The 25410-nt window shown below is 25.7% G+C and carries 31 protein-coding genes and 2 pseudogenes; 27 read left to right on the top strand and 6 right to left on the bottom strand.

What is annotated here, in order from left to right; genetic code table 4:
* Positions 1-9: 9 nt before the first annotated feature.
* The 7 genes from AC6I4F_RS09270 to AC6I4F_RS09240 all read left to right on the top strand — a co-directional run bounded on the left by AC6I4F_RS09270 (position 10) and on the right by AC6I4F_RS09240 (position 5529).
* Positions 10-1035 carry a DHH family phosphoesterase gene (locus AC6I4F_RS09270; RefSeq protein ID WP_497873722.1) on the top strand — a complete coding sequence of 342 codons (1026 nt, stop codon included), beginning with the start codon at positions 10-12 and terminating at the stop codon, positions 1033-1035.
* A gap of 24 nt (positions 1036-1059) precedes the next feature.
* The gene (locus tag AC6I4F_RS09265; RefSeq protein WP_281749194.1) at positions 1060-1650 is read left to right on the top strand and encodes a thymidine kinase; all 591 of its coding nucleotides are present in this window, start codon (positions 1060-1062) and stop codon (positions 1648-1650) included.
* 15 nt (positions 1651-1665) lie between these two features.
* A complete protein-coding gene (gene prfA, locus AC6I4F_RS09260) occupies positions 1666-2763 on the top strand; it encodes a peptide chain release factor 1 (RefSeq protein WP_497873721.1) in 1098 nt (365 codons plus the stop codon).
* 17 nt (positions 2764-2780) lie between these two features.
* Entirely contained in the window at positions 2781-3182 is a 402-nt protein-coding gene (locus AC6I4F_RS09255) for a hypothetical protein (RefSeq protein WP_497873720.1), read from the top strand.
* 26 nt (positions 3183-3208) lie between these two features.
* On the top strand, positions 3209-4039 hold the full coding sequence (prmC, locus tag AC6I4F_RS09250) for a peptide chain release factor N(5)-glutamine methyltransferase (protein WP_497873719.1): 831 nt from the start codon (positions 3209-3211) through the stop codon (positions 4037-4039).
* A 698-nt stretch (positions 4040-4737) separates the two neighbouring features.
* On the top strand, positions 4738-5178 hold the full coding sequence (locus tag AC6I4F_RS09245) for a hypothetical protein (protein ID WP_497873718.1): 441 nt from the start codon (positions 4738-4740) through the stop codon (positions 5176-5178).
* A 30-nt stretch (positions 5179-5208) separates the two neighbouring features.
* Complete coding sequence (locus tag AC6I4F_RS09240; protein ID WP_497873717.1) at positions 5209-5529, top strand: hypothetical protein; 321 nt, start codon at positions 5209-5211, stop codon at positions 5527-5529.
* A 551-nt stretch (positions 5530-6080) separates the two neighbouring features.
* Here AC6I4F_RS09240 and AC6I4F_RS09235 read toward each other — a convergent pair.
* Entirely contained in the window at positions 6081-6371 is a 291-nt protein-coding gene (locus AC6I4F_RS09235) for a hypothetical protein (protein ID WP_497873716.1), read from the bottom strand.
* A gap of 240 nt (positions 6372-6611) precedes the next feature.
* Between AC6I4F_RS09235 and AC6I4F_RS09230 the strand changes: the two genes are divergently transcribed.
* From AC6I4F_RS09230 to AC6I4F_RS09220, 3 genes are all read left to right on the top strand, one after another.
* Positions 6612-7157: an L-threonylcarbamoyladenylate synthase gene (locus AC6I4F_RS09230; RefSeq protein WP_497873715.1), complete on the top strand. Its 546-nt coding sequence runs from the start codon at positions 6612-6614 to the stop codon at positions 7155-7157.
* Between the two features lie 36 nt (positions 7158-7193).
* Positions 7194-7802, top strand: a complete 609-nt coding sequence (locus tag AC6I4F_RS09225) for a hypothetical protein (protein WP_497873714.1) — start codon at positions 7194-7196, stop codon at positions 7800-7802.
* Positions 7803-7885: 83 nt separating this feature from the next.
* A complete protein-coding gene (locus tag AC6I4F_RS09220) occupies positions 7886-8158 on the top strand; it encodes a hypothetical protein (RefSeq protein ID WP_497873713.1) in 273 nt (90 codons plus the stop codon).
* Here the strand turns inward: AC6I4F_RS09220 and AC6I4F_RS09215 are convergent.
* Both AC6I4F_RS09215 and AC6I4F_RS09210 read right to left on the bottom strand, forming a co-directional pair.
* Entirely contained in the window at positions 8136-8756 is a 621-nt protein-coding gene (locus AC6I4F_RS09215) for an IS1595 family transposase (RefSeq protein ID WP_497873712.1), read from the bottom strand. The two genes, AC6I4F_RS09220 and AC6I4F_RS09215, sit on opposite strands and share 23 nt — an antisense overlap.
* Positions 8757-8765: 9 nt before the next feature.
* Positions 8766-8996: a hypothetical protein gene (locus tag AC6I4F_RS09210; protein WP_497873711.1), complete on the bottom strand. Its 231-nt coding sequence runs from the start codon at positions 8994-8996 to the stop codon at positions 8766-8768.
* A gap of 151 nt (positions 8997-9147) precedes the next feature.
* Here AC6I4F_RS09210 and AC6I4F_RS09205 point away from each other — a divergent pair, with 151 nt between their 5' ends.
* The gene (locus tag AC6I4F_RS09205; RefSeq protein ID WP_497873710.1) at positions 9148-9846 is read left to right on the top strand and encodes a hypothetical protein; all 699 of its coding nucleotides are present in this window, start codon (positions 9148-9150) and stop codon (positions 9844-9846) included.
* An 82-nt stretch (positions 9847-9928) separates the two neighbouring features.
* Positions 9929-10526, top strand: a pseudogene (locus AC6I4F_RS09200) (SAV1803-related protein).
* 226 nt (positions 10527-10752) lie between these two features.
* Here the strand turns inward: AC6I4F_RS09200 and AC6I4F_RS09195 are convergent.
* The 3 genes from AC6I4F_RS09195 to AC6I4F_RS09185 form a co-directional block, all read right to left on the bottom strand.
* Entirely contained in the window at positions 10753-11133 is a 381-nt protein-coding gene (locus AC6I4F_RS09195) for a transposase (protein ID WP_497874698.1), read from the bottom strand.
* Positions 11134-11309: 176 nt separating this feature from the next.
* Entirely contained in the window at positions 11310-11441 is a 132-nt protein-coding gene (locus tag AC6I4F_RS09190; RefSeq protein WP_497873709.1) for a hypothetical protein, read from the bottom strand.
* 187 nt (positions 11442-11628) lie between these two features.
* The gene (locus tag AC6I4F_RS09185) at positions 11629-11955 is read right to left on the bottom strand and encodes a hypothetical protein (protein ID WP_497873708.1); all 327 of its coding nucleotides are present in this window, start codon (positions 11953-11955) and stop codon (positions 11629-11631) included.
* Between the two features lie 449 nt (positions 11956-12404).
* On the opposite strand from AC6I4F_RS09185, the gene upp reads away from it, so the two are divergent.
* From upp to AC6I4F_RS09110, 15 genes and pseudogenes are all read left to right on the top strand, one after another.
* On the top strand, positions 12405-13049 hold the full coding sequence (upp, locus tag AC6I4F_RS09180) for a uracil phosphoribosyltransferase (protein ID WP_497873707.1): 645 nt from the start codon (positions 12405-12407) through the stop codon (positions 13047-13049).
* A 68-nt stretch (positions 13050-13117) separates the two neighbouring features.
* Positions 13118-13459, top strand: a complete 342-nt coding sequence (locus tag AC6I4F_RS09175; RefSeq protein WP_497873706.1) for a hypothetical protein — start codon at positions 13118-13120, stop codon at positions 13457-13459.
* Positions 13460-14266, top strand: coding sequence for a F0F1 ATP synthase subunit A (locus AC6I4F_RS09170; protein WP_497873705.1), 807 nt, complete (start codon positions 13460-13462; stop codon positions 14264-14266). It abuts the gene before it with no gap.
* 26 nt (positions 14267-14292) lie between these two features.
* Positions 14293-14586 (top strand): ATP synthase F0 subunit C, encoded by a 294-nt coding sequence (gene atpE, locus AC6I4F_RS09165; protein WP_497873704.1) that lies wholly within the window; start codon positions 14293-14295, stop codon positions 14584-14586.
* 51 nt (positions 14587-14637) lie between these two features.
* Positions 14638-15459, top strand: coding sequence for an IS1595 family transposase (locus tag AC6I4F_RS09160; RefSeq protein WP_497873703.1), 822 nt, complete (start codon positions 14638-14640; stop codon positions 15457-15459).
* A gap of 113 nt (positions 15460-15572) precedes the next feature.
* Positions 15573-16100 (top strand): F0F1 ATP synthase subunit B, encoded by a 528-nt coding sequence (atpF, locus tag AC6I4F_RS09155; protein ID WP_497873702.1) that lies wholly within the window; start codon positions 15573-15575, stop codon positions 16098-16100.
* Positions 16101-16112: 12 nt separating this feature from the next.
* Complete coding sequence (locus tag AC6I4F_RS09150; RefSeq protein ID WP_497873701.1) at positions 16113-16655, top strand: F0F1 ATP synthase subunit delta; 543 nt, start codon at positions 16113-16115, stop codon at positions 16653-16655.
* Between the two features lie 11 nt (positions 16656-16666).
* Entirely contained in the window at positions 16667-18250 is a 1584-nt protein-coding gene (gene atpA / locus AC6I4F_RS09145; RefSeq protein ID WP_497873700.1) for a F0F1 ATP synthase subunit alpha, read from the top strand.
* Between the two features lie 28 nt (positions 18251-18278).
* A complete protein-coding gene (gene atpG, locus AC6I4F_RS09140; RefSeq protein WP_497873699.1) occupies positions 18279-19130 on the top strand; it encodes an ATP synthase F1 subunit gamma in 852 nt (283 codons plus the stop codon).
* Positions 19131-19147: 17 nt separating this feature from the next.
* Positions 19148-20710: a F0F1 ATP synthase subunit beta gene (gene atpD, locus AC6I4F_RS09135; protein ID WP_497873698.1), complete on the top strand. Its 1563-nt coding sequence runs from the start codon at positions 19148-19150 to the stop codon at positions 20708-20710.
* A gap of 14 nt (positions 20711-20724) precedes the next feature.
* The gene (locus AC6I4F_RS09130) at positions 20725-21042 is read left to right on the top strand and encodes a F0F1 ATP synthase subunit epsilon (RefSeq protein WP_497873697.1); all 318 of its coding nucleotides are present in this window, start codon (positions 20725-20727) and stop codon (positions 21040-21042) included.
* A 5-nt stretch (positions 21043-21047) separates the two neighbouring features.
* On the top strand, positions 21048-21278 hold the full coding sequence (locus AC6I4F_RS09125; RefSeq protein WP_338961288.1) for a hypothetical protein: 231 nt from the start codon (positions 21048-21050) through the stop codon (positions 21276-21278).
* 266 nt (positions 21279-21544) lie between these two features.
* The gene (locus AC6I4F_RS09120; RefSeq protein WP_497873696.1) at positions 21545-23605 is read left to right on the top strand and encodes a PTS transporter subunit EIIC; all 2061 of its coding nucleotides are present in this window, start codon (positions 21545-21547) and stop codon (positions 23603-23605) included.
* Between the two features lie 103 nt (positions 23606-23708).
* The gene (locus tag AC6I4F_RS09115) at positions 23709-24068 is read left to right on the top strand and encodes a hypothetical protein (RefSeq protein WP_497873695.1); all 360 of its coding nucleotides are present in this window, start codon (positions 23709-23711) and stop codon (positions 24066-24068) included.
* 81 nt (positions 24069-24149) lie between these two features.
* Positions 24150-25232 (top strand): annotated as a pseudogene (locus tag AC6I4F_RS09110) (IS3 family transposase).
* Positions 25233-25410 lie beyond the last annotated feature (178 nt).

Genomic DNA, 25410 nt, shown 5'->3' with positions numbered 1-25410 from the left:
ATATATAATATGAATAAGTTTAAAAAAGAAGCACAAGCAATTTATGAATTAATAAAAATTAGTAATCCAATTATTATTCATCGTCATATTAATCCTGATGGAGATGCTTTGGGTTCACAATGGGGATTAAAAAAAATTATTGAAGATAATTTTGAAAATAAAAAAGTACTTGTTCCAGGTGAAACAAATGAACATATGGCATCATTATTTCCACAACCAACTTTTGTTAAAAAAGAAGATTATGAAAATGCACTAGTAATAGTCACTGATACAACCAATCGCGAACGAATTAGTGGTGAATTTTGAGAAGAAGGAAAAAAAATAATTAAAATTGATCATCATCCAATTGTTGATAAATATGGTGATATTCATTTAATTGAAGAAAAGGCTTCTGCTGCTTGCCAAGTAGTGGCAAAATGAGCACAAGTATTGAATTTAAAAGTTTCTGCTTTAGCAGCTAGAAATTTATTTCTTGGTTTAGTTACTGATTCTGGTAGATTTTTGTATCGCTCTGTTAATGAAGAAACTTTTCAGATTGCTAGTTTTTTAGTTAAACAAAATTTTAATTTATTAGACTTATATCAAAGTTTATATATTCAAAATTTAAAAATCGCAAAATTGAAAGGATATATATTATCAAATTTTAAAATTACTGATAATGGTGTTGCTTATATAATATTTAACGATAAAATAATTACTGATTTACAAACAAAAATTATTAGTCAAAATAAAATATTAAATATTAAAGGTGAAGTTGTTTTAACTAGAGAAGATTTAACTAGCCAAGTTAATGTAATGTCAAATATTGATGGTATTAAAATTTGATTAATTGCTGCTTATGATCAAATGAATAGTAAAATCAAAGTTAGTGTTCGTAGTGCAAGATGAATAATTAATGATACTATTGCCAAGTTTGGTGGTGGTGGTCATCAGACAGCAGCTGGTGCATATTTACAAAATATTAATGAAGTTGAAAAATTGATTGATAGTTTAGATAAAATTGCTAGTAAATCACCAGAATTAACAAACAATTAAAATTAGAGATGGAGTTGGATATAAATGTATAGTCGTTATAATGAGGGATGAATTGAAGTAATTACTGGTTGTATGTTTGCTGGAAAAACAGAAGAGTTTATGCGACGTATAAATCGTTTACAGTATGCTAAACGCAAAGTGCTAGTTTTTAAACCCAAGGTTGATATTCGTTATGATGCTAAAAAAGTAGTAAGTCATAAAGGGGTATCTATCACAGCGATAGTAATTGATGATCCAATGCAAATATTAAAACATGTAGATAAAGAAATAGAAGCAGTTGCAATTGATGAAGTACAATTTTTTAAACCATCAATTATTGAAGTGATTAAAACATTAGCAAATCAAAATAAGCAAGTTATTGTTGCGGGTTTAGATCAAGATTTTCGTGGTGAACCATTTCCTGTTACTAAAGAATTATTAGCCTTAGCAGAATTTGTAACTAAATTAGATGCTGTTTGTGTAAAATGTGGTAAAGCAGCAACAAGGACACAACGTATTATTAATGGCCGAGAAGCTAGATATGATGATGAAATTATTTTAATTGGTGCGCAAGAACAATATGAAGCTCGATGTCGTAGTCATCATCGTGTCTTAACAAATAATCAGAATAGATAAATCAGGTGTGATATTATGAATGAAAAAACATTAGAACAGTTAATGCAACTTACTAAAAAATATAGTGAAATTGAAAAGCAGTTAGAAAATCCCGAATTAATTCCTCGTGATAAATACACTGAATTAACAAAAGAACATAGTAGATTAGAACCAATTATTGAACGATATTGAAAATATGAAAAAATTAACAAAGAAATTATTGAAGCAAAAAAGGCATTAGCAACCGAACAGGATCAAGAACTTTGTGAAATGCTTAAAATAGATATTAAAGCAAATGAAATAGAATTAGAAAAAGCAGAAAATGAATTAAAACTAACACTAATTCCTAAAAATATAAATGATGATAAAAATGTTATTATTGAAATCAGAGGAGCTGTTGGTGGTGATGAAGCAAATATTTTTGCTGGTGATTTATATCGTATGTATAGTAAGTATTGTGAAATTCAACGATGAAAAATTGAAACTATTGAGGCAAAGGAAGCAATAAATGGTGGATTTAGTTATATTGCTTTTATGGTTAAAGGTAAACATGTATTTGCTAAATTAAAGTTTGAGGCTGGTGGACATCGTGTTCAGAGAGTTCCAAAAACCGAATCACAAGGACGAGTTCATACTTCAATTGCAACGGTTGCTGTATTGCCAGAAGTTAATGAAGTTGAAATTAAAATAAATAATTCTGATTTAAGAATTGATACTTATCGTTCTAGTGGTGCTGGTGGTCAACATGTTAATACTACCGATTCAGCAATTAGAATTACTCATATTCCAACAGGTGTTGTTGTAACTTCACAGGACGGACGAAGTCAACATGATAATAAAGATAAAGCAATGCGGGTATTAAGAGCTAAACTTTATGAAAAAAAAGTTGAAGAAGAACAGGGAAGAATTGGTAATTTAAGAAAAACAGCTGTTGGTAGCGGTGATCGTTCAGAAAAAAATAGAACATACAATTATCCACAAAATAGAGTAACCGATCATCGGATTGGATTATCTTTATTAAAGTTAGATCGTATTATGGAAGGTAATATTGATGAAATTATTATTGCTTTAATTAGTAGTGAACAAAAAGAAAAATTAGAAAATCTTGATGAAAATATTACAGTATTAAAGTAAAAAAGGAAGAAATTATTATGGATTTTAAGATTTTAGACTCTAGAACAAAAATTTTGTTTTTAATATCAGTTATTTTTTTATATGCGACATTAGGAACATTTATTACATTAACTTTTAGTAGTGGTATTATTCACATTTTATTTTTAGTTTTAACATTATGATTTGCTAGTGCATCTATTTTAATTTTTCATTATTTATTATGAAAAAATTTAGAATTTTTACGAAATATTAATGGTAATAATATTAATAATTTTGGTTTTATTATTAGTATTTGTAGTTACATTATTCTTTTTCCAATTATTTGTTTATTAACAATTAGTTTTTTATTTATTTTTAGTATTATTGTTTTAATTCTCGTTGTTAATAATTTAATAAAAAAAACTTCAAGAAATAATAATTCATCTGTTAATTTTCAATAAAATATTTATTTTTGGAGTATAAATTAATGACTTATAGAGATTATCTTTTATTAGCAAAAAAAATTAATAAAAAAAATGAACAAATTAATAAGATAATTTTATTAAAGTTTATTAATAAAGATTTATCTTGATTGTATGCAAATCTTAGTCAAACAATAGCAATAGATTTTTTAGAATCATATTTACAACTAGTTAAAAAATTTGTTGCTTGTTATCCTTTACAATATATTATTGGTTATCAATGATTTCTTGATCATAAGTTTGTTGTTGATAATAGAGTATTAATTCCTCGTAATGAAACTGAAGAACTAGTTAAAAATGTTTTTGTCTATGCACAAAACATTTTTAATAATGATAATTTAAAAGTATTAGATTTAGGGACAGGCAGTGGTGCTATTGCTATTATTTTAGCGTTAAAGAAACCTAATTGAAATATAGTAGCAAGTGATATTAGCAAAGATGCATTAACTATTGCTAAGATTAATAATGATAATTTTAACCTAAAAAATATTAATTTTGTTGAAAGCGATATATTTACAAATCTTAAAAATCATAAATTTAATATTATTATTTCAAATCCGCCATATATTGATGAGACAGCGAATACTTTTTCAAAACATAATTTACAATATGAACCAAAATTAGCTTTATTTGCTGATCATAAAGGATTATATTTTTATGAAGTAATTTTTCAACAATGTCATGCAGTTTTAGAAAAATCTTTTTTATTAGCATTTGAATTTGGTTTTGATCAAAAAGAAGCACTAACTATTCTTATTAAAAAGTATTTACCACAATATAATTACAAATTTATTAAAGATATTAATAATAAATGAAGAATGCTATTTATTTGGTAAACATTATAACATATAAAAATAATTTAAGAACAATAATTTTGTCACTCAAAAGGTGACTATTTTATTTTTTGAAAAGGAAAATCTCATTTAATCTTTCAATTAGGATAACGGGGGCAGTTTTAATGTGGCGTATCATTGAAATATTAAAATATTTTCAGTATTATTGTTCGGTTAATATAGCATTTCTAATGGAAAAATTTAATGTTACATTTCGAACTTTACAAAGAAATATTAATTTTATTAATACAATGTTAATAAAAATTAGTAATTGCAATATTTCCAGAAAGCAAGATTACTTTGTAATTAATGGTGACAATTAAATAGTAGCAATAAATACTTTTGCTTACACAGTTTATCCACATATCAAATGAATATCCTTTTGTTAGAATTAGTAATTTGTTCTTAATATGTGTATGACAAAAAAAATATTTAAGTAGTGAGTGACTTATCAATATAAGTAACACAAATAAGTATAATTTAAAAAAAACATTATTTACTTGAATAACTTTTTCTTTGAACAAAATTTAAGATTAAAATTAAAATTTGAAAATAATAAAGGGTTTCAATTAGATGGTTATAATGACATTTAAGATTTATAACTGCTATTATTATTATAAAAATTATTAGTAAAGATAAAAAAAATTCTCTTAACTAATGATAAAGTCCTAACCTATATATACAAAAAAATAGAAATTATAATGATCAATATCGGTTATAAAAAATATTATGATGATCAACTAATATGATTTTTAACAATTCATGTACGAAAAATTAAACTTAATTTTTTTCTTGAAAAAGATGAACAAATTGAATTTAATTTAAACTTAAGTATAAAAAGAGAAGTCGAACATTTTAGATTAATAATTGATAAAGAGTTTGCTATTGAGTTTGATAAGTTTGAAACCAATTATTTTAATTTCATTTGTTTACTTAATATTAAAGTTGACAGTCAATTATTTCCAAGTGATAATTGATTTAAATTACAATTTAATTATTATAGTGATATTAGTTTTGCCTTGGATGATACTTTTAAAATAGAAAGTGACTACCAATGAGGGCAACAACTCCTTTTTATTATAAATTCGCAATTAAAAAATATTATTTTCCCAATCTTAATCTTTTACAAAATAAATTTTTAATGATTACTTTTCATAAAAGTTTTATAGCAAATGAGAACTGAAACATTCCCTTATATATTCTTAATTGATGACTCCTATGCTAATAAAATTCAAATAACTTCATTTATAAAAGTAAATTTCCCTAATATTTTAATTATTTCCCTAAAAAATAACTTAAGTAATAATTTTAAAAATCATGAACAAAATCAAAAAACTTGTATATTAATTGAAAAAGTAAATATCTATAGTAATTATAATTTAGATAAATATAATAATATTTCTGTTATTAATATTAATGAAAATTCATGAAATTATGAATTAGAAAAAAATATTAATGAAAAAATAAAATGAGTAATGTTAAAAAGAATTTAATATTCAATTGTGGTATTTAATTTTTATATCCAAGAAAAATTTTATAGTATTAAATCTATTTTGTGAGCATTTCAAAAAACATTTATCAAAAAATATAATTTAAATTTAGAATTTTTAGATATTGATGAATGTTCTATAATTAAAAATCATATTTATGAAAAAATATTATTAATAAATCAATTAGTACCTATTCCTAATTACGAGTTCCCTATTATTCTTTTATATATAAAAAACCCTTTGATATTTCAAAACAAATTTAAAATTCATTTTATTTTCATTTTATTTACTAATAAAAAAAATACTCAAAATTATAATTGAATCAATTTGTGAATTTCTTTATTTAAGAAAATGATTAATACTAATATTAAAAGTATTAGTCATATATATAAAATAATACAATCAATCATGACAATTTAATGTTAATTTCCCTTACATTTTTATATAAAATTAATAGTACAAATAAAAAACAAATTATGAAATCATTTATTTTAATAAATTTAATAATGATTATTTAACTAAATTAGCATCAGAAAGATAAATCTTAACTTTCATTATATTTTTGGTAAATAAGAATTAAATTTAATATAATCTATTTCTGCATCTTTAAATTCAGTTTCTAATTTTATAATTTCTTTTTTTATAGTGCTATCTAATTCTTTATTGGGAAAAATCATTTTTGTAAAATCATTATTATTAAATTTTTTATCAATTGTTTTTTCAATGATATTTTGAATACAAATTGTTTCTATTATAAATGGTTTATTATCATTATCTTCATTTTCTTTTCTTATTTTTTCAATTTCTTCATTAGTATGTTGTATTCCTATTTTTCTTTTGGGCATATTTTTTGATTCTCCTTCTATATTTAATTTAATAAAAATCTAATATAAATATTAATCTATATTAAATTAAGATGTTTATTAAACCATTAATTAATGATTTTCCAATCCTTAATTAGTAATTTTAAGGTTTATTTTAAATTACAAATATTATTTATAAGTTTTTTATTCATTATTTTGAAACAACTATTATATTTAAAATAATAGGTGTATAATTTAGTTAAAATTTATAGTGGTGTTTTCATGATAACTTTACAGCAAAATAAAATTAAAGAAATTAGCCAAATCATCGCTAATGGCGAAGTGGTTGCTTTACCAACAGATACAATTTATGGTCTTGTTTGTAAATTTGATGATGACAAAGCTATTAATAAAATTTATCAAATTAAAAAACGTGATTATAGTAAAGAACTGCCAATTTTAGTTGCTAGTTGAGAGCAAGCTAAAAGCATTGGTATAATTAGCGATCAATTACAGTCATTTTTAATAAATAATTTTAGTGCTGGTAAAGTTACTGTTATAGTTTTAAAACAACCTAGTTTAAACACATCATATTGAATAAATAAAAAGACAATAGCAATTAGAGTTATTGCTTCACATTTTATTCAAAAATTAATTAAATTAACAGGGCCTTTAGTAGCTACAAGTTGTAATTTAAGTAATAAACAACCAATTAACGATTATCATAATATAAACTTGCCTAATTTAAGGTATAGAGTAGCAGGTGAGATTTTAACAAATAAACCATCAACTATTTTTAATAGTTTTAATAATAAAATTATTAGATAATAATTAGATAACAGTATTAAAAAAGGAGATAATACTATGAATTGATGAATAATTTTAATTATTATTGCATGCACAACAATATTGATTTTATTAATTGCAATAATTTTATTAATTAAAAAAAATAAACAAAAGAAAATATTAAAAATTACTAAAGATATAAATACTTTATATAAATACTTAAAATTAAAAAAAATAAATACTAAAGAATTACCAGTCTCAATAGAAAAAATTAAAGAAGATATTTATTATAGCGACAAAGTCATTTTAGGAAAGTATGAAGAACTTAATAAGATTTCTGGCCAAAATATTTTGCTAAAAACTGAATATAGTGCTGCCAAAAAATTATTTTTACGTTATAAAATTAAAGACGTTAATCTTATCAAATCATCAGATTTTATACCTTTAAATCAAATAGACTTGTTAATTTCACAAAATAATCTTTATTTTATTGATTCTTTTAAACTACAAATAATATCATTAGTTGATGTTAAAAGTATTACATTTTTTTGAGAAAAAAATAATTATATAAAAAATAAACAAAAATATATTGGTATTGAAATTAATTTTCAAAATAAACGTTTATTTTTTCTTTTTAATAAATATGAAGAAGCAATTAGTTTTGCTGTTCATGTTATTAGTTTATAACAATTATTATTTAATAATTAAAAATTTTGCTTTTTTTGTGAAAATGATATAATTATACAAAATATATTATTAGGAGCAAAATTATGTCAAAAAAACACTTTAAATTTAATAATTGAAAGTTTATTCAATTTTCTGGATTTTTTTTAATTACTTTAGGAATTATTTTTTCTTTTTCTTCTTTTAAAGTTAGCCTATTGTTATATTTTGGTTTAGTATCAGTATTAATAGAACCTATTAATATTTTAAAGGCTTTTATCCCTTTATGTACTATTTTTAAATTTTATCACATAAATGGAGATAAAATCCTATCTAGGAAATTATCCCCACATGTATCTAAATCAAACACAAAATTATAGTTTCAAAACTAGGTATCTTATTGAATTTATATGCAAAAGAAGCTGCATATAAATGAATATTGTGTTTTGAAACTTTTATGTGTGTTCGGAAAGTTCGTCGGATGTGTTTTCATTCAGATTCAATCTGGTTTGTGTTTACACCTGTTGATGACACATACCCAACTTCATGATTTACGATTTCATGTTTGTGATAGAAGTTTTTGAAACTTCCATATCCCTTCCAAGAATCCGTAAATAGACAACACCCAGTAGAAATGTGTTTCAATGCAAATCATAAAAGGTTTTTCTCATCTGCTTTTTTCAATACTTTCACAATTAGTTTGTTGCTGGTTTTCTCATAAACTCCAACAATCAAGGTTTTATTCAACAAGGATATTCCTTGTTTTTTAAAACCTACATGTGAAATATACATTTCATCCATCTGTGCTGTGCCATCATCAATGAACCCTGCATCTTGATTCCAAATTCTAGTTCTGATTTCATGACCCATTCTTCAAACTGTTTTATATGTCACACCCAATTCCCTTGCAACATCTGTTGATAGTATACCATGCTTTGTGTTTATTCATCTAAAGATGAGATAAAACCAAGATGTCAAAGGTGTTTGTTACTTGTGAAAAATGGTGTCATGAAGAATACTAAATGTTTGATGACATTTCAAACATCTTATTCTTCTCAAATCAGAAACATTCAAACTAGAAGAAGCACACCTGATACATTTCATTACTTTCAACTTCGCTATATATTTCAAACAATCGTTTTCATTTTGAAATATGCTATTGAATTCATTTCAATTCATTTTTTCCTCCACACTAGTACATGCGGGGATAATTTCCATTTTAATTTACTATATTTTTATTGGAACAAATAGTTATAAAAAATATTCAATAAAACAAAATAATAATAAGTTAATAATCAAAAATAATTAAGAAATATAAAGTTAAAACTAAGAAGATTAGTTTTTTCGAGAGAATAATAGGTGAAAAACTATGAGAAAAATATTAAAAGTATTTAAAGCGATGTTTTTAACGAGCATTATTTCTTTACCGCTTATTGCATGTGATAAGGTAAATGATGCAAATCAAAAATATGTTGATATTAGTAATATTAATATGGAAGTTACTAATGCTCCTGTTGAATTAAATAAAGATATTTATAATACAGCTTTAATTAAATTTAAAACTAAAGTAAAAACTGAAATTAGTAAATTAGTTCCAGAAGGAAAAAAGCCAGAAAATGGTACTGATTATAAAATAACAATTCTTAATCATAATGATATGTATGCTAAAATTAATAAATTTGAATCACTTACTGTTAATGTATCTGCTTCAAATAATAGTAATTTTTTAAAAGGTAGTTTTAATGCTTGTGTAAAATTAGTACCAAAGGCTAAAGACATTAGTAATATTAATATTGATAAGCAAGAAGAAAAAATTAAAATTAATACCACTACTTTTGGTGAAGCAATTGCTTTACGTTGTTTATCATTAATTGAAAGTAAAATTAACGATATTGTTCCAATAGCAAAACAAGATAGTGACTATGTTGTTAATGTAGAAGGTCATACTTTATCAGAATCTATTAAAACATTTGATGATGTTCATATTAATGTTAATGCTATTGAAGATGATTATCATTTTTTATTACATGGTAGTTTTAGTTTTGTCTTAGCATTTGTTAAAGATTAATTTATATTATTTTGGGTAATAAAAAAGATAAATTAATTTTCATTATTATCATAAAAATAAAGTAGTATAGTATGGGGTAAGCATGTCAGAAGTAGAAAAGTTATTAACAATGAATTATGAAAATGTTTGTAATTTTTTAAAAAATAAATATGGATGTATTTCAAAAAATTATTTTTCAGATGCAACAATGTCTAAGAAATCACAAGGAATAACAAGTGGAAAAGAAGGTTTATATATTCATCATATTGATGAATATAAAGCAATTTTGTTATCTACTCCCAAATGAGCTCAAAAGTCACCATTTGCGTATCAATATGCTGATTGATTAGTTTATTGTAATTTATTAGAAAATTTGGTTTTACATATTAAAATTTTTGAATATCCTCATCCAAATAAACATAATTTTATGGAAGTTGGTGTTGGTGGAATTTATGCTTTTATTATTCGTTAATTAAATGATATTTATAGTGGTATTCAATATAAACAACCATGAAAACAGAAAGTTACTGAAGTTGTTTTACCATTAAAAGAAGATTATTTTAAATGTATTAAAAAATTAGTAGAACTTGGGTTTTCTTATCCTTTGCTTACTTCTTTTAATCATCAATTTGGTACATGAAATAATAGAAATAATAATAAAGTTATATGAAGAAATGAAAAAAATGGGTGTTAAACAGTAACTTTTTTTGGCTTTTATCCCTTTATGTACTATTTTTAAATTTTATAACATAAATGGAGATAAAAGCCTATCTAGGAAATTATCCCCACATGTATCTAAATCAAACACAAAATTATAGTTTCAAAACTAGGTATCTTATTGAATTTATATGCAGCTTCTTTTGCATATAAATGAATATTGTTTTTTGAAACTTTTATGTGTGTTCGAAAAGTTCGTCTGATATGTTTTTATGCAGATTCAATCTGGTTTGTGTTTACACCTGTTGATGACACATACCCAACTTTATGATTTACGATTTCATGTTTGTGATAGAAGTTTTTGAAACTTCCATATCCCTTCCAAGAATCCGTAAATAGACAACACCCAGTAGAAATGTGTTTCAATGCAAATCATAAAAGGTTTTTCTCATCTGCTTTTTTCAATACTTTCACAATTAGTTTGTTGCTGGTTTTCTCATAAACTCCAACAATCAAGATTTTATTCAGCAAGGATCTTCCTTGTTTTTTAAAACCTACATGTGAAAGATACATTTCATCAATCTGTGCTGTTCCATCATCAATGAACCCTGCATCTTGATTCCAAATTCTAGTTCTGATTTCATGACCCATTCTTCAAGCTGTTTTATATGTCACACCCAATTCCCTTGCAACATCTGTTGATGGAATTCCATGTTTGGTGTTTATTCATCTAAAGATGAGATAAAACCAAGATGTCAAAGGTGTTTGTGACTTGTGAAAAATGGTGTCATGAAGAATACTAAATGTTTGATGACATTTCAAACATCTTATTCTTCTCAAATCAGAAACATTCAAACTAGAAGAAGCACACCTGATCATTTCATTACTTTCAACTTCGCTATATATTTCAAACAATCGTTTTCATTTTGAAATATGCTATTGAATTCATTTCAATTCATTTTTTCCTCCACACTAGTACATGCGGGGATAATTTCCCTTTTTTTTATTGTTATTTAATCATAAATAAAAAATGTTAGTAACTTACCAACATTTATTTTTATTAAGTTTATTAAAAAGTTAATTGACAATGATTTTGATTAATTATTGGTAATTGTTCCCTATTAATACTTGTTATATCGTTATTTCTTAATAATGGAGTTTTTTCAGATATTTGTTGTTCGTTATTACTTTCAACATTAATATCAGAAATATTTGTTGGAAAACATTTATCATAAATATTGAAATGGAAGTGCCAATTCCATACCCTAGTTTAGAGCCTAAAAATGCTCCAATAAAAGTTGAACCTGCTATAGTAAACATTATTCCAAAGAGTGCCATTCCTGCTTCTGGATCATGGAAAACTTCCTTATTTTTTGAAATTAAATCATAATAAAAATAACTTATACCACCTAATGCTGTACTACCACCTAATATTCCGCTTGTATATGTAAAGTATTTTTTATTTTCTTTCATTTTTTCTCTTTTCAAAATAAAAAAAATTATTTATTTTAAAATTAAAATAATAGTTTAAAAACTTGTATGAAGTTTTATATTTTAATTTTAACATAAGATTTTTTTTGATAAAAATAAGACAAAAATTACTATTAATAGTTTATTTCAAATATATAATTTTCTATATCAATAAAAGAAATTTATTAAATTTATATTTTAGATTATATTTTTTAAAATAAAAACAAAGTTATTAAAATAAAATTTATAAATTATATTTTTATTTAGTTAATTTTGAACTATAAGAATGTTATTAACAATTAAAAAAATAATTTTTGAATAAATCTTTTATCTTTTTTCGTTATTTTTATTGTTATTTTATTGATTTATAAATTAAAAGGCGTAAAATCTCATATTAGTATATATTTTAAATTATTGAAAATATACGCATTAAAGATAAAGGAGTGTTTTTAGTGGAAAGTAGTAAAAATCTGTTTATTGTTAATCATCCTTTAATACAAGATAAATTAACAAGAATTAGAAATCACTTAATCCAAAAAAAAGATTTCAAAGAGAATTTAAGCGAAATTGCAACGTTAATGGCTTATGAAGTATTTAAAGATATTCCTCTTGATGAAATTGAAGTTGAAACGTTCATTACTAAAGTTATTGGTAAAACATTAACCAAGACAATCATTCTTTCTCCGATTTTAAGAGCAGGATTAGGGATGACAAATGGATTTGAGTATGTGGTACCTAATGCAATTATTAGTCATGTTGGTTTTTATCGTGATGAAGAAACTTTAAAACCACAAAAATATTTTTTTAAATATCCCAAAAATATTAAAAATATAAGTGATGCATTAGTATTTATCTTAGATCCAATGCTTGCTACTGGTGGTACTGCTGATGCTGCTATTAAAGAATTAAAAAAAGTAGGTTTTAAAAACATTACTTTAGTTTCCATTGTAGGAGCACCAGTAGCTATTAAGAAAATTAATCATAATCATCCTGATGTTAAGATTTTTTTAGCAGCGTTGGATAAAGAATTAAATGATGATGGTTATATTGTACCTGGATTGGGTGATGCTGGTGATCGAATTTTTGGAACTAAATAAATATTTTAATGGAAAAAATTAGAAATAACCTTTTTTTTTCAATACTTTTTACAATGTTATGCTATTGATTGTTAATTAATGTAGGATTAATTATAACAGTTATAATTAATACAAACCATTGGTTATTAATTGCTGGATTTAATATTGGTTTTGTAGGAAGTATGATTGGTTTATGATTTTTATATTTATCGTCAAAATTATTAACCAGCGGAATACATTTAAAACAAACCTTAGCATATTTTGGATTCTTATTAAGAATGTTAATTTATGGTTCAATTATAGTTTTGAATATTTTCTTTAATTTTGCTAATATTTTTACTATAATTGCCGGAATGTCAATATTAATGGTTGCTACTATTACTGCAACATTATGTGTATATCAAAAAAATAACTTAAAAGAAGGAATTTAAATGGAAACTTTAGCTGGATTGGAAAGTCGGAACTATTTACAAATTATGTCACAATTGGTAACAATTTTGATAACAACAGTCTTTATCAGTGTTATTAGTTATATTTATTATTATAAAGTAAAACGAATGAAGCCTGATGAAGATCCAAGAGGTATTGTTTTAGTTTTTGAATTAATAATTAAATCAGTTGAGAAAATTGTTGTTGATGTTCTTGGTGTAAAGTATAAAAACCTGACAGTTTATTTGTTATATTTAATGGGTTATATTTTAATTGGTAATTGATTATCGATTATTGGTCTTGAACCACAGTCATCAATGTATACGGTTACTTTATCAATGGCATTAGTTACTTTTATTGGAATATATTATATTGCTATTAAATTTCAGAAACTTTTATTTTTTAAAAAATTTATTATTAACCCTCTAGAATTAATTACTCAATTTGCACCTTTGATTTCTTTATCTTTTCGTTTATTTGGTAATATTTTAGGTGGAAGTATTATTTTGGCAATGCTTTATGAGGTAACTGCTAATATTTGAAGTAATATCCCAATTATTGGTCAGATGAATTTATTAATTGGTGTAATTGGACCATTTTTACATATTTATTTTGATTTATTTGCTGGAAGTATCCAAGCCTTAATTTTTGGGACCTTAACTCTTGTTTATTGGAAGTTACAAATGGAAGAAGGAAGTTCTCATAAGGGAGAACTTACTATTAAATTACCAAAAAAAATTCGTAAACAACAAGCAATAAATCATGAAGAAGAAATTTATACCGAACGTTCAATTATGGAAAAAAAATAAAACACAAAAAGGAGAATTTATTTATTATGGAATTATTAACAACAGTAATGACACATGTCTTTCATTTTTTTAATAATTTAGCAGCTGATCCTAATGGATTGATGAATTTAAAGTTTGTTGGAGCTGGAATTTCAACTATTTCTTGTGCAGGAAGTGGAATTGGTCAAGGTTTTGCTGCTGGTAAAGCTGTTGAAGCGGTTGCCCGTAATCCTGAAGTAGAATCTAAAATTAGAACACAATTTGTTATTGGTGCAGCTATTGCCGAGTCAGGTGCTATTTATGGATTGGTTGTTTCTCTAATTTTAATATTTGTAGCATAAGGTATTAAAAAATAGGAAATTATCCCCACATGTACTAGTGTGGAGGAAAAAATGAATTGAAATGAATTCAATAGCATATTTCAAAATGAAAATGATTGTTTGAAATATATATCGAAGTTGAAAGTAATGAAATGTATTAGGTGTTTTAGTTTTAATTTGAATACTTCTGATTTAAAAAGAATAAGATGTTTGAAATGTCATCAAACATTTAGTATTCTTCATGACACCATTTTTCACAAGTCACAAACACCTTTGACATCTTGGTTTTATCTCATCTTTAGATGAATAAACACAAAGGATGGTATACTATCAACAGATGTTGCAATGGAATTGGGTGTGACATATAAAACAGCTTGAAGAATGGGTCATGAAATCAGAACTAGAATTTGGAATCAAGATGCAGGGTTCATTGATGATTGCACAGCACAGATAGATGAAATGTATCTTTCACATGTAGGTTTTAAAAAACAAGGATCTTCCTTGTTGAATAAAACCTTGATTGTTGGAGTTTATGAGAAAACCAGCAACAAACTAATTGTGAAAGTATTGAAAAAAGCAGATGATAAAAACTTTTTATGATTTGCATTGAAACACATTTCTACTGGGTGTTGTCTATTTACGGATTATTGGAAGGGATATGGAAGTTTCAAAAACTTCTATCACAAACATGAAATCGTAAATCATGAAGTTGGGTATGTGTCATCAACAGGTGTAAACACAAACCAGATTGAATCTGCATGAAAACACATCCGACGAACTTTTCGAACACACATAAAAGTTTCAAAACACAATATTCATTTATATGCAAAAGAAGCTGCATATAAATTCAATAAGATACCTAGTTTTGAAACTATAATTTTGTGTTTGATTTAGATACATGTGGGGATAATTTCCTAGATAGGCTTTTATCTCCGTTTATGTGATAAAATTTAAAAATAGTACATAAAGGGATAAAAGCCAAAAAATATTAAAAAGTAGGTGATTTTATGAATTTTAATTTCAATGATTTAGTATCAGGTGATGATATTGTTAATCAATTATTTCCCAATCTTCCTGTTTTTATTGCTCATATTTTTGCAACATTAATTTTATTAATGGTACTTTGAAGATGAGTTTATGCTCCGTTTCGTAAGGCTTTACATTCGCGACATTTAGTAATTAAAGAAAAACTTGATGATGCTGCTTGCAAGCAATCATTAGCTAATCAAGATCGTGGTGAAGTTAGTCAAATATTAAAAGCTGCTAAAATTGAAGCTCAGGAAATTATTGCTAATGCACAAAATGATGGTTACAATAAGCGTAAACAAATTATTGATAAAGCGCAAGAAGAGAGTATGCGTATTACTAATCAATCAAATCGTGATTTAGTTCGTGCTCGTAAAGAGGCAGAAGCAAAGATTAACGAAGAAATCAAAGTAGTAGCATTAGAAGCAGCTAAAAAAATTATTGGTGCTGAAATGAATGCTAAAAAAAATGAACAATTAATTACTGATTTTATTAAGAATTTGGAATAGTGGTGAAGTTAAATGATAGATGAAGGATTAGCTAATCAATGAAGTAATGGTCTTTTTCAATTAGCAAGAGAAATAAAAAAAATTACTCAATTTGCTGAAGAAAGTAATAAATTAATTGATATTTTTAATACTTATCCAAAATTTATTGATATTACTAGTAGTAGTAATTTAACTATTGAAACACGTAAACAAATTATTAGTGAAACTTTTAAAAATCATATTCAACCATATATGTTAAATTTTTTCTTTTTGTTGATTGATGAACATCATTTCCAGTGTGTTCGTTTCATTTTAAAAGAATTTCGCAAATTATGTAATGAATATCAAGATGTAAACTATGGCATTATTTATTCAGTAATAGAACTTTCAAACCAACAAATAAATCAAATAAAATTGAAAATTGAGAAAGTCATTAAACATAAGATTAAAGTCGTTAACAAGATTGATAAATCATTAATTGGCGGTATTAAAGTTAAAGTACGGAATCAAGTTTTTGATGGTTCAGTTAAAGGTCAAATTGATCAATTAAAACAAGAATTATTAAGTCATGAATAGAGGTAAAACAAATGTCCTTAAACGTTAATCAAATTTCAGAAATTATAAAAAGCCAAATTAAAAATTATGGTAAAAAAATTAGTGCTAATGAGGAAGGCATTGTTGTTACTGTCGGTGATGGAATTGCACTAATTCATGGTTTAGATAAGGTTGTTAATGGTGAATTAGTATTTTTTCCTAAAAGTAATATTTATGGTATGGTTTTGAGTTTAGAAGAAACTTCTGTTGGTGTTATTTTGATGGGGGATGACACGGGTATCAAAGAAGGAGATATTGTTAGTAGAACAGGTATTGTTGTTGAAACACCAGTTGGTAATATGCTTTTAGGAAGAGTTGTTAATGCACTAGGGCAAAAGATTGATGGTAAAGGTCCAATTAAAACTACGAAAACTAGACCGATTGAAAGAATAGCGCTGGGTGTGATGACTAGAAAATCTGTATCAGAACCTTTAGCAACAGGATTATTATCAATTGATGCAATGATTCCGATTGGCAAAGGTCAAAGAGAGTTAATAATTGGTGATCGTCAAACTGGAAAAACAACGATTGCTATTGATACTATTATTAATCAAAAGGGTAAAAATGTTTTTTGTGTTTATGTTGCTATTGGTCAAAAGGCTTCAACTGTTGCTCAAATTGTTGATAAATTAACACAATTAGGGGCAATGGAGTATACAACTATTGTTGCTGCTACTGCTAGTGAAGTTGCTCCTTTGCAATATATTGCTCCTTATACAGGAGTAACTATTGCCGAAGAATGAATGGAAGAAGGTAAAGATGTCTTAATTGTTTATGATGATTTGAGTAAACATGCAGTGGCCTATCGTGCTATTTCTTTATTATTAAGACGACCACCAGGAAGAGAAGCTTATCCAGGAGATGTTTTTTATCTTCATTCACGTTTATTAGAACGTGCAGCTAAATTAAATGAAAAACATGGTGGTGGGAGTATTACTGCCTTACCTATTATTGAAACACAAGCCGGTGATATTTCTGCATATATTCCTACTAATGTTATTTCAATTACTGATGGTCAAATTTTTTTAATGTCAGAATTATTTAATGCTGGAATTCGTCCAGCAGTTGATGTGGGTTTATCAGTTTCACGGGTAGGTTCATCAGCACAAATTAAAGCAATAAAACAAGCAGGTGGAACATTAAAATTAGAATTAGCACAATTTCGTGAATTACAAGCTTTTTCACAATTTGGTTCTGATTTAGATGAAAATACTAGAGCTGTTATTGAACATGGTAAACGTGCCATTGAAATTTTAAAACAAAAACAAAATGAACCATTAAATCAAATTGATCAAGCAATTATTTTATTAGCAATTAAAAATAAGACAATTAAATGATTACCAGTAGAAATGATGGATTCTTTTAAAAAGGAAGTAATAACTTATTTTCAAAAACAACAACGAAAAAGTTATTTAAAATTACAGCAAGATCAAGCGTTTAGTGAAGAGTTACAAGTGAGCATTAGTCAAGGTATTATGCAGGTTGTTTATAATTTGACCAATAAGCTAAATGACTATAATCCTAAAATATATGGTAGTCTTGAAGAATGGGAAACATTAATTAAAACATTCAAATAATGTATTTAGGAAGGTAAGGTGAAATATCATGGCTCAAAGCATGGAACAAATTAGACAAAAAATTAAATCTGTTAATACTAGTTATAAAATTACTAAAGCAATGCAACTAGTATCAACAGCTAAATTAAAAAAAGTAGGTAAAAGAATTGAGATGATTAAACCTTATTATTCTGAAGTTTATGATACATTCAATCAACTAATACCTAAATTAAGTAATTCAATTTATTTAAAAACAAAAGATCAAGTTATTAATAAAACAATATGAGTCGTTTTTAATTCTAATTTAGGATTATGTGGTGGTTTTAATACTAATTTAAATAAATTAGTATTAGAACAATATAAACCACAAGATGAAATAGTTGTTATTGGTAGTAAAGGAGTTTCATACTTTACTAATCATCATTGTAAAATTATGCAATCTTATACTGAAATTAACATTCAATCATCATATAATGATTCACAAGAGATATCTTTGTTGTTACTTTCTAAGTTTAATAATAAAGAAACTGATGCTATTAAAATTGCATATACAAAATATGTAAATACGGTAACAACAATTCCAACAATTATTGATTTATTGCCAATTGTTTCTATTAAAACTAATCAACATAGTAATTTAATTCAAACCGATTTTGAACCAGATGCTAATACTGTTATTAATAGTGCTATTCCTTTATATGTTGGTGCAATTGTTTATGGTGGATTAGTAGAATCACAAGTGTCAGAGCAAGCATTACGAAGATTAGCAATGGAAAATGCTTCAAATAATGCCAAAGAAATGAAAGATAAATTATTAGTAAGTTATAATCGTGCCCGTCAAGGTGCTATTACCCAAGAAATTTCAGAAATTATTGGTGGCGCTGATGCCCAATCATCATAATAAAGGAGTAAACTAAAATGAAAAATGCAACTAGTAAAAAACCTATAACAATTAAAGAAAAAAAAGTTAGTGATAAAAATTCTTTAAAAAATGATAATACTAAAGTTATTGCTAAAGTAAAAGCAAAAGTCACTAAAAAAGTAGTTAATAGCAAAGAAAGTGTTAAAACTAGTAAAAAATTACCAACTAAACGAAATATTGGAAAAATTGTTCAAATTTCAGGTCCAATTATTGATATTCGTTTTAATGATAATAGTTTACCTAATTTAAATAATGCTATTAGTATTGATAATAATGGTCAAAAATTAATTGTTGAAGTTGCAAAACATATTGGTGATGATAGTGTTCGTTGTATTTCAATGGGTCCAACTGAAGGATTACTACGTGGTCTTGAAGCAGTTGATTTAGGAATACCAATTAGTGTTCCTGTTGGTGAAGAAGTTTTGGGTAGACTTTTTAATGTATTGGGTGAAGTCATTGATGAGGGTAAAGAACTTAAAACTAAATTAAAATATCCTATTCATCGTACAGCTCCTAGTTTTGATGAATTACAATCAAAATCAGAAATTTTAGAAACTGGAATTAAAGTTATTGATTTATTAGCACCTTATGCTAAAGGTGGAAAAATTGGTTTATTCGGTGGAGCTGGAGTTGGTAAAACAGTTTTAATTCAAGAATTAATTAATAACATAGCTAAAGAACATTGTGGTATTTCTGTCTTTTCAGGAGTTGGCGAAAGAACACGTGAGGGTAATGATTTATATTATGAAATGCAAGAGTCAGGTGTTATTAGTAAAACTGCTTTAGTGTTTGGTCAAATGTCAGAACCACCAGGTGCTAGAATGCGTGTTGCATTAACTGGTTTAACAATTGCTGAATACTTCCGTGATGAAAAACAGCAAGATGTATTATTATTTATTGATAATATATTTCGTTTTACACAAGCTGGTAGTGAAGTATCAGCCTTATTAGGAAGAATGCCTTCAGCAGTAGGATACCAACCAACATTATCGACAGAAATGGGTGCTTTACAGGAACGTATTGTATCAACAACACGTGGTTCTATTACATCTGTACAAGCAGTATATGTACCAGCCGATGATCTAACTGATCCAGCTCCTGCGACAACATTTACTCACTTGGATGCTAAAATTGTTTTAGATCGTAATATTGCTGCTTTAGGGCTTTATCCTGCTGTTCATCCTTTACAATCTTCATCAAGAATGTTAGATCCTGCTATTGTTGGTCAGGAACATTATGATGTTGCACAAAGAGTTATTGAAACAATTCAACGTTTTTCTGAATTAGAACCAATCATTGGTATTTTAGGAATGGATGAGTTGAGTGAAGAAGATAAAAAAATAGTAGCTAGAGCAAGAAGAATTCGTAATTTTTGTTCACAACCATTTCATGTTGCTGAAAAATTTTCGGGTTTAAATGGTATTTATATTCCTATTAGTCAAACTGTTAATAGTTTTAAACAAATTTTAGATGGTGAATGTGATGATTTACCAGAGCAAGCATTTTTATATGTAGGAACTATTGAACAAGCAATTGAAAAGGCAAAGAAATTTAGATAATTGAAGGTGATAGTATGGCATTAAATCTTAAAATTATTACTCCTGATGGTATTTTTTTCGATGGAGAAGTACAGTGAGTTAATGTTAAAACAACTGAAGGCTATGTTGGTATTCTTGAATGGCATACACCTTTGATTGCTAATATTCAAATATCAAAAATGTCATTTAAAATTAAAGAAAAAATTCGTAATTTAACGATTTCTGGTGGACTTTTGGTAACTGATTTACATATGATTCGTATTATTAGTGATAAAGTTGAATATACATCAATTTTAAAAGAGCAAGAAACAAAGGTATTTGATGAACTTATTAAAAGGGTTAGTGGAGGTTAATAAATATGCATGATTCACATTTAATAAAATGAATAATTGAAATAAGTATTTATCTTTTTAGTTTTATTGCTAGCGGATTTGCTGTAAAAGCAATTCCTTTTAATAAATTTCTTGATCATAAAAGAGTAAAAGAATCATGAATTTTATATATGTTAACAACTTTAGTTTTTACTTATTGTATTGGTACGTTAATTATTAAATTTATTGGTTTAGATATTTGATTTAATTTAAATTAATACTTAAAATTAAAAAAATAAAAATAAGTAAGTGTTTTAAAATATTTACTATTTTTTTAATTACAATATACTATTAAAATTTATAGTAGTTATTAATAATATCTATATAGATTATAAATTTTCTCCGAAATTACTATTATAGTAGTAAAAAAATCGTTTTTATTTATTTTATTGTTGTTTTTACTATTATATATATATATAATATTTTTATCTGTATAGAATAAAATTCTCATCTGTATAGATAAATATAGAATGGAGGTGAAAAAATGAGTAAATTTTTTCATAGTAAACAAACATCTCCTGAAGATAAGAAAAATCCTAGTTTTACTTTTAAAGGAACTTTCAATAAATTAGGTGGCAAAATGTTTGGTAAAATGCAAAACTTATCAAGAGCCATTGTTTTACCAATAGCTACATTACCAATAGCTGGTTTATTGTTAGGAATTGGTGGTGGATTTGCTAGTGCTTTAAAGCAATTACCTAATCATGATAGTCTTGTTGCTATTATTAATATTTTTTCAATTATGCAATCAGCCGGAAACGTTGTTTTTGCTAATTTAGGATTGATTTTTGCTATTTCTATTGCTTTTGGTTTTGCAAAAGCTAGTAAAGGTGTAGCTGCTCTTTCTGGATTTATTACTTTTATTGTTATGACTTCAGTTATTAGTGGCATGTTTTTTTGAAATCCTAAAACAGGAATGTTGGGGTTTGATCCATGAGGTTTAGGTGAAGGTGCAAAGATTACTCCAGAAAGTGGTAAATCTTCTGGTTTATTTTCTTCTGTCTTAGGATTATTTCCTACTTTTGATACTTCAGTTTTAGGTGGCATTCTTGTTGGTTGATTAGTATCAATTGTTCATAATCATTCATACAATATTCGTATGCCAAGAGTATTAGCTTTTTTTGGTGGTGAACGTTTTGTGCCAATTTTAGCTGTTTTTGTTGGAATAGGAATGGGATTAGCTTTTTTCTTTATTTGACCAATGTTATTAATTGCTTTTAGAGAAATTGGTAATGGCTTAGCAGCTGGTATGAATACAGGTCAACTTACTGATGGACAGTTAACTGGTGATAATTTTCATCCGACAGTTGGTGGAGCATTTATTGCAATGTTTTTTGGAATTACTGAGCGTTTATTAATACCAACAGGATTGCATCACGTTCAATATGCGCCTTTCTGATATACTGGAATTGGTGGAAATTGAATTAATGAATCTGGTGATCATTTTGTTGGAGCGTACAATATTTTCTTTGGACAATTTGCTTCTAATGCAGTAGGACACATGAATCAAACACCGGGAACAATGTTTATGAGTGGGCGATTTGCATATATGCAATATGGCTATCCATTTGCAGCTCTTGCTATGTGAATGTTAGCACGACCAGAAAATAAAAAAATGGTTGGTGGTATTTTAGGTTCTGCTGCTCTAACTTCTTTCTTAACAGGAGTTACAGAACCATTATTGTTTTCATTCTTATTTGTAGCACCATTATGTTTTGTTTTCCATGCATTTATGGCAGGAATTAGTTTTATGATGGCGTATTTATTAAATATAGTTGTTGGTCAAGGCTTTGCTGCTGGATTTATTGACTTTTCTTTCTTTGGAATATTACCAAGTATTCTTGGTAAAGAAACAGGATTCTATTGAGTATTTGTTACTGGATTAATTATGGCACCTGCTTATTTCTTTGGGTTCTATTACATTATTAAGTGAAGAAATTACAAAACTTTAGGTCGTGAAGAAGGAGAATTAGCAACCAACTTAGCTTTACAAAGTGTTGAAAGTTCTTTAGATAAGTCTTCAAAAAAAGGTAGAACAAAAGTAGAAAATTTATTACTTGGACTTGGTGGAGCATTAAATATCATTGATGTTAACGCTAAAGATAAAGTATTAGTTGCAACTTTAAAAGATGCAAATATTTATTCAAAAGCTTTATTAAGATTAAGTGGAACTAAAAATATTAAAGTAATTTCCAATAAAGTTGAAATTACCTATCTTGATGGTGCAGAGTCTATTCATAAAACTTTACAAGCAGAAATGACAAAGAAACAAACATTAACACCTGATACTAATAAAGATAAAAATAATGATATGTTAGAAAATATTTTTAAAGGTCTTGGTGGACGAAGTAATGTTAAATTATTAGACAATTGTGCTACAAGATTGCGTGTTACAGTTTTTGATGAAACTAAAGTTGATGATAATATTTTAAAATCAACTGGTGCGGTTGGTATCTTTAAAAAAGGTACAGCTATTCAGGTAATTTATGGGCCACAAGTAGGTAATATTAAAAATGATTTATTAAAAACTTGAACTCCAAAATAAACTATTACTAAAATATAAAAATGAGCAACTTTTTGAGTTGCTAATTTTTTTAGTTTTAGTTACGGATAATGTTAAAATTATAATATAGGATAAAGGGAAAAATATGTTTTTTGATGATAATGAAGAAAAGTTAGAAGAAGCTAGGTATGAAGAAATACAAACAAATATACAAAATTTAACATTAACAATTGATGTTAATATTGTTGTTAAATATTTATTTAAATATATTAAATTAAAATGTACACAAAAAATTAGAATTATGGATATATTAGCATTGTTTTTATCAATATTTTCAATAATTCTTTCAATATTATTAACTGTTATTGATAAAACTGATCAAAAAATTAGTTTTGAACTTCAAAAATTATTGTATGTGGTAAATATATTTAAAGATTTAACAGTGGTAATGTTATTAGTAATTGCATTTGGATGGGTTACACTTTATTGGACACTAATTACGTAAACAAGTGAACAAATTAGTTAAAAGAAAGGAATTATAATTATGGCCAATATTAACTCATATTCAGATGAATTTAAAAAATAAATAGTAGCTTTATATCAAAGTGGTAAGTCAGTGTCTTGTCTTGCTAAAGAGTACAATGTTACAAGAGCAGCTACTTATAATTGAATTAAGCAATTTACTAATTCAGGCAGTTTTAAAACCAAAGATAACCGTTCTGTTGAAGAAAATGAATTAATTAAATTAAGAAAAGAATTAAAACAATTAAGAATGGAAAATGATATTTTAAAGCAAGCAGCACTAATAATAGGCAGAAAATAGAAATTATTACTAAAAATAAAGTTAAATATAAAATTCGTACAATGTCTCGTTTTTTAAAAATCTCTAAATTAAAATATTATTTTAATTTCAATAAAAAAAAGATAAAATTCAAAATAATATGTATGATGAAACTGTTATTAGTGCTTTTAAAGAAAATAAAGAAGCTTATGGAACAAGAAGATTAAAAGTTGTTCTAAAAGAAAAGAAAATTAATTTATCAAGACGAAAAATTAAAAAAATTATGAATAAACATAATTTAATATCAAAATACACTAAATTATCATACAAAAATTATCATAATAAAGTCAATGATAGTCAAATTACTAATCTTGTTAATAGAGACTTTAATAACAGGCTTAAAAATGAAGTTATTGTTAGTGATTAACTTATGTTCAAGTTAATGGTAAATGAAACTATATTTGCTTATTAATCGACCTGTACAATCGCGAAATTATTGAACATAGTGTAGGTACTAAAAAAGATGCATCATTAGTATATCAAGCATTTATGTGCTCAAATCGTTGTTTAAAAAATATTCAAATATTTCATAGCGATTGCGGTAATGAATTTAATAACAAAACTATTGATAAAATTTTATTAGCCTTCAATATTACCCGCTCTTTAAGCAAAAAAAGTTGTCCTTATGATAACTCTGTTGCTGAAGCAACTTTCAAAACTTTCAAAACAGAGTTTAATAATGATAAAAATTTTACATCATTAATCCAATTAAAATTAGAATTATTTGATTATATCAATTGATACAACAACATAAAAATCCACAGCACTCTAAACTACTTAACCCCCATAAAATACCAAGCACAAATGTCTACCAAAAAACAGTCCTAAAAAAAGTTGCCATTCCAAGGAATCTTTTAATAAAAGTAATATTAAATCATATAATAATCAAGTTTTTTATAGTAATTAAAATAATTATAGTAAATTATTTTTTCTTTCTCTTTGAAGTTAGAAAAAATATAATATAAATACAATTTTTTTTGGGTACTAAGTTTTCTAAGTTTTTTTA

The organism is Spiroplasma ixodetis (genome assembly GCF_059729505.1).
Note: the sequence above shows the minus strand (reverse complement) of the source record. Positions and strands in the feature narration are given on the sequence as shown.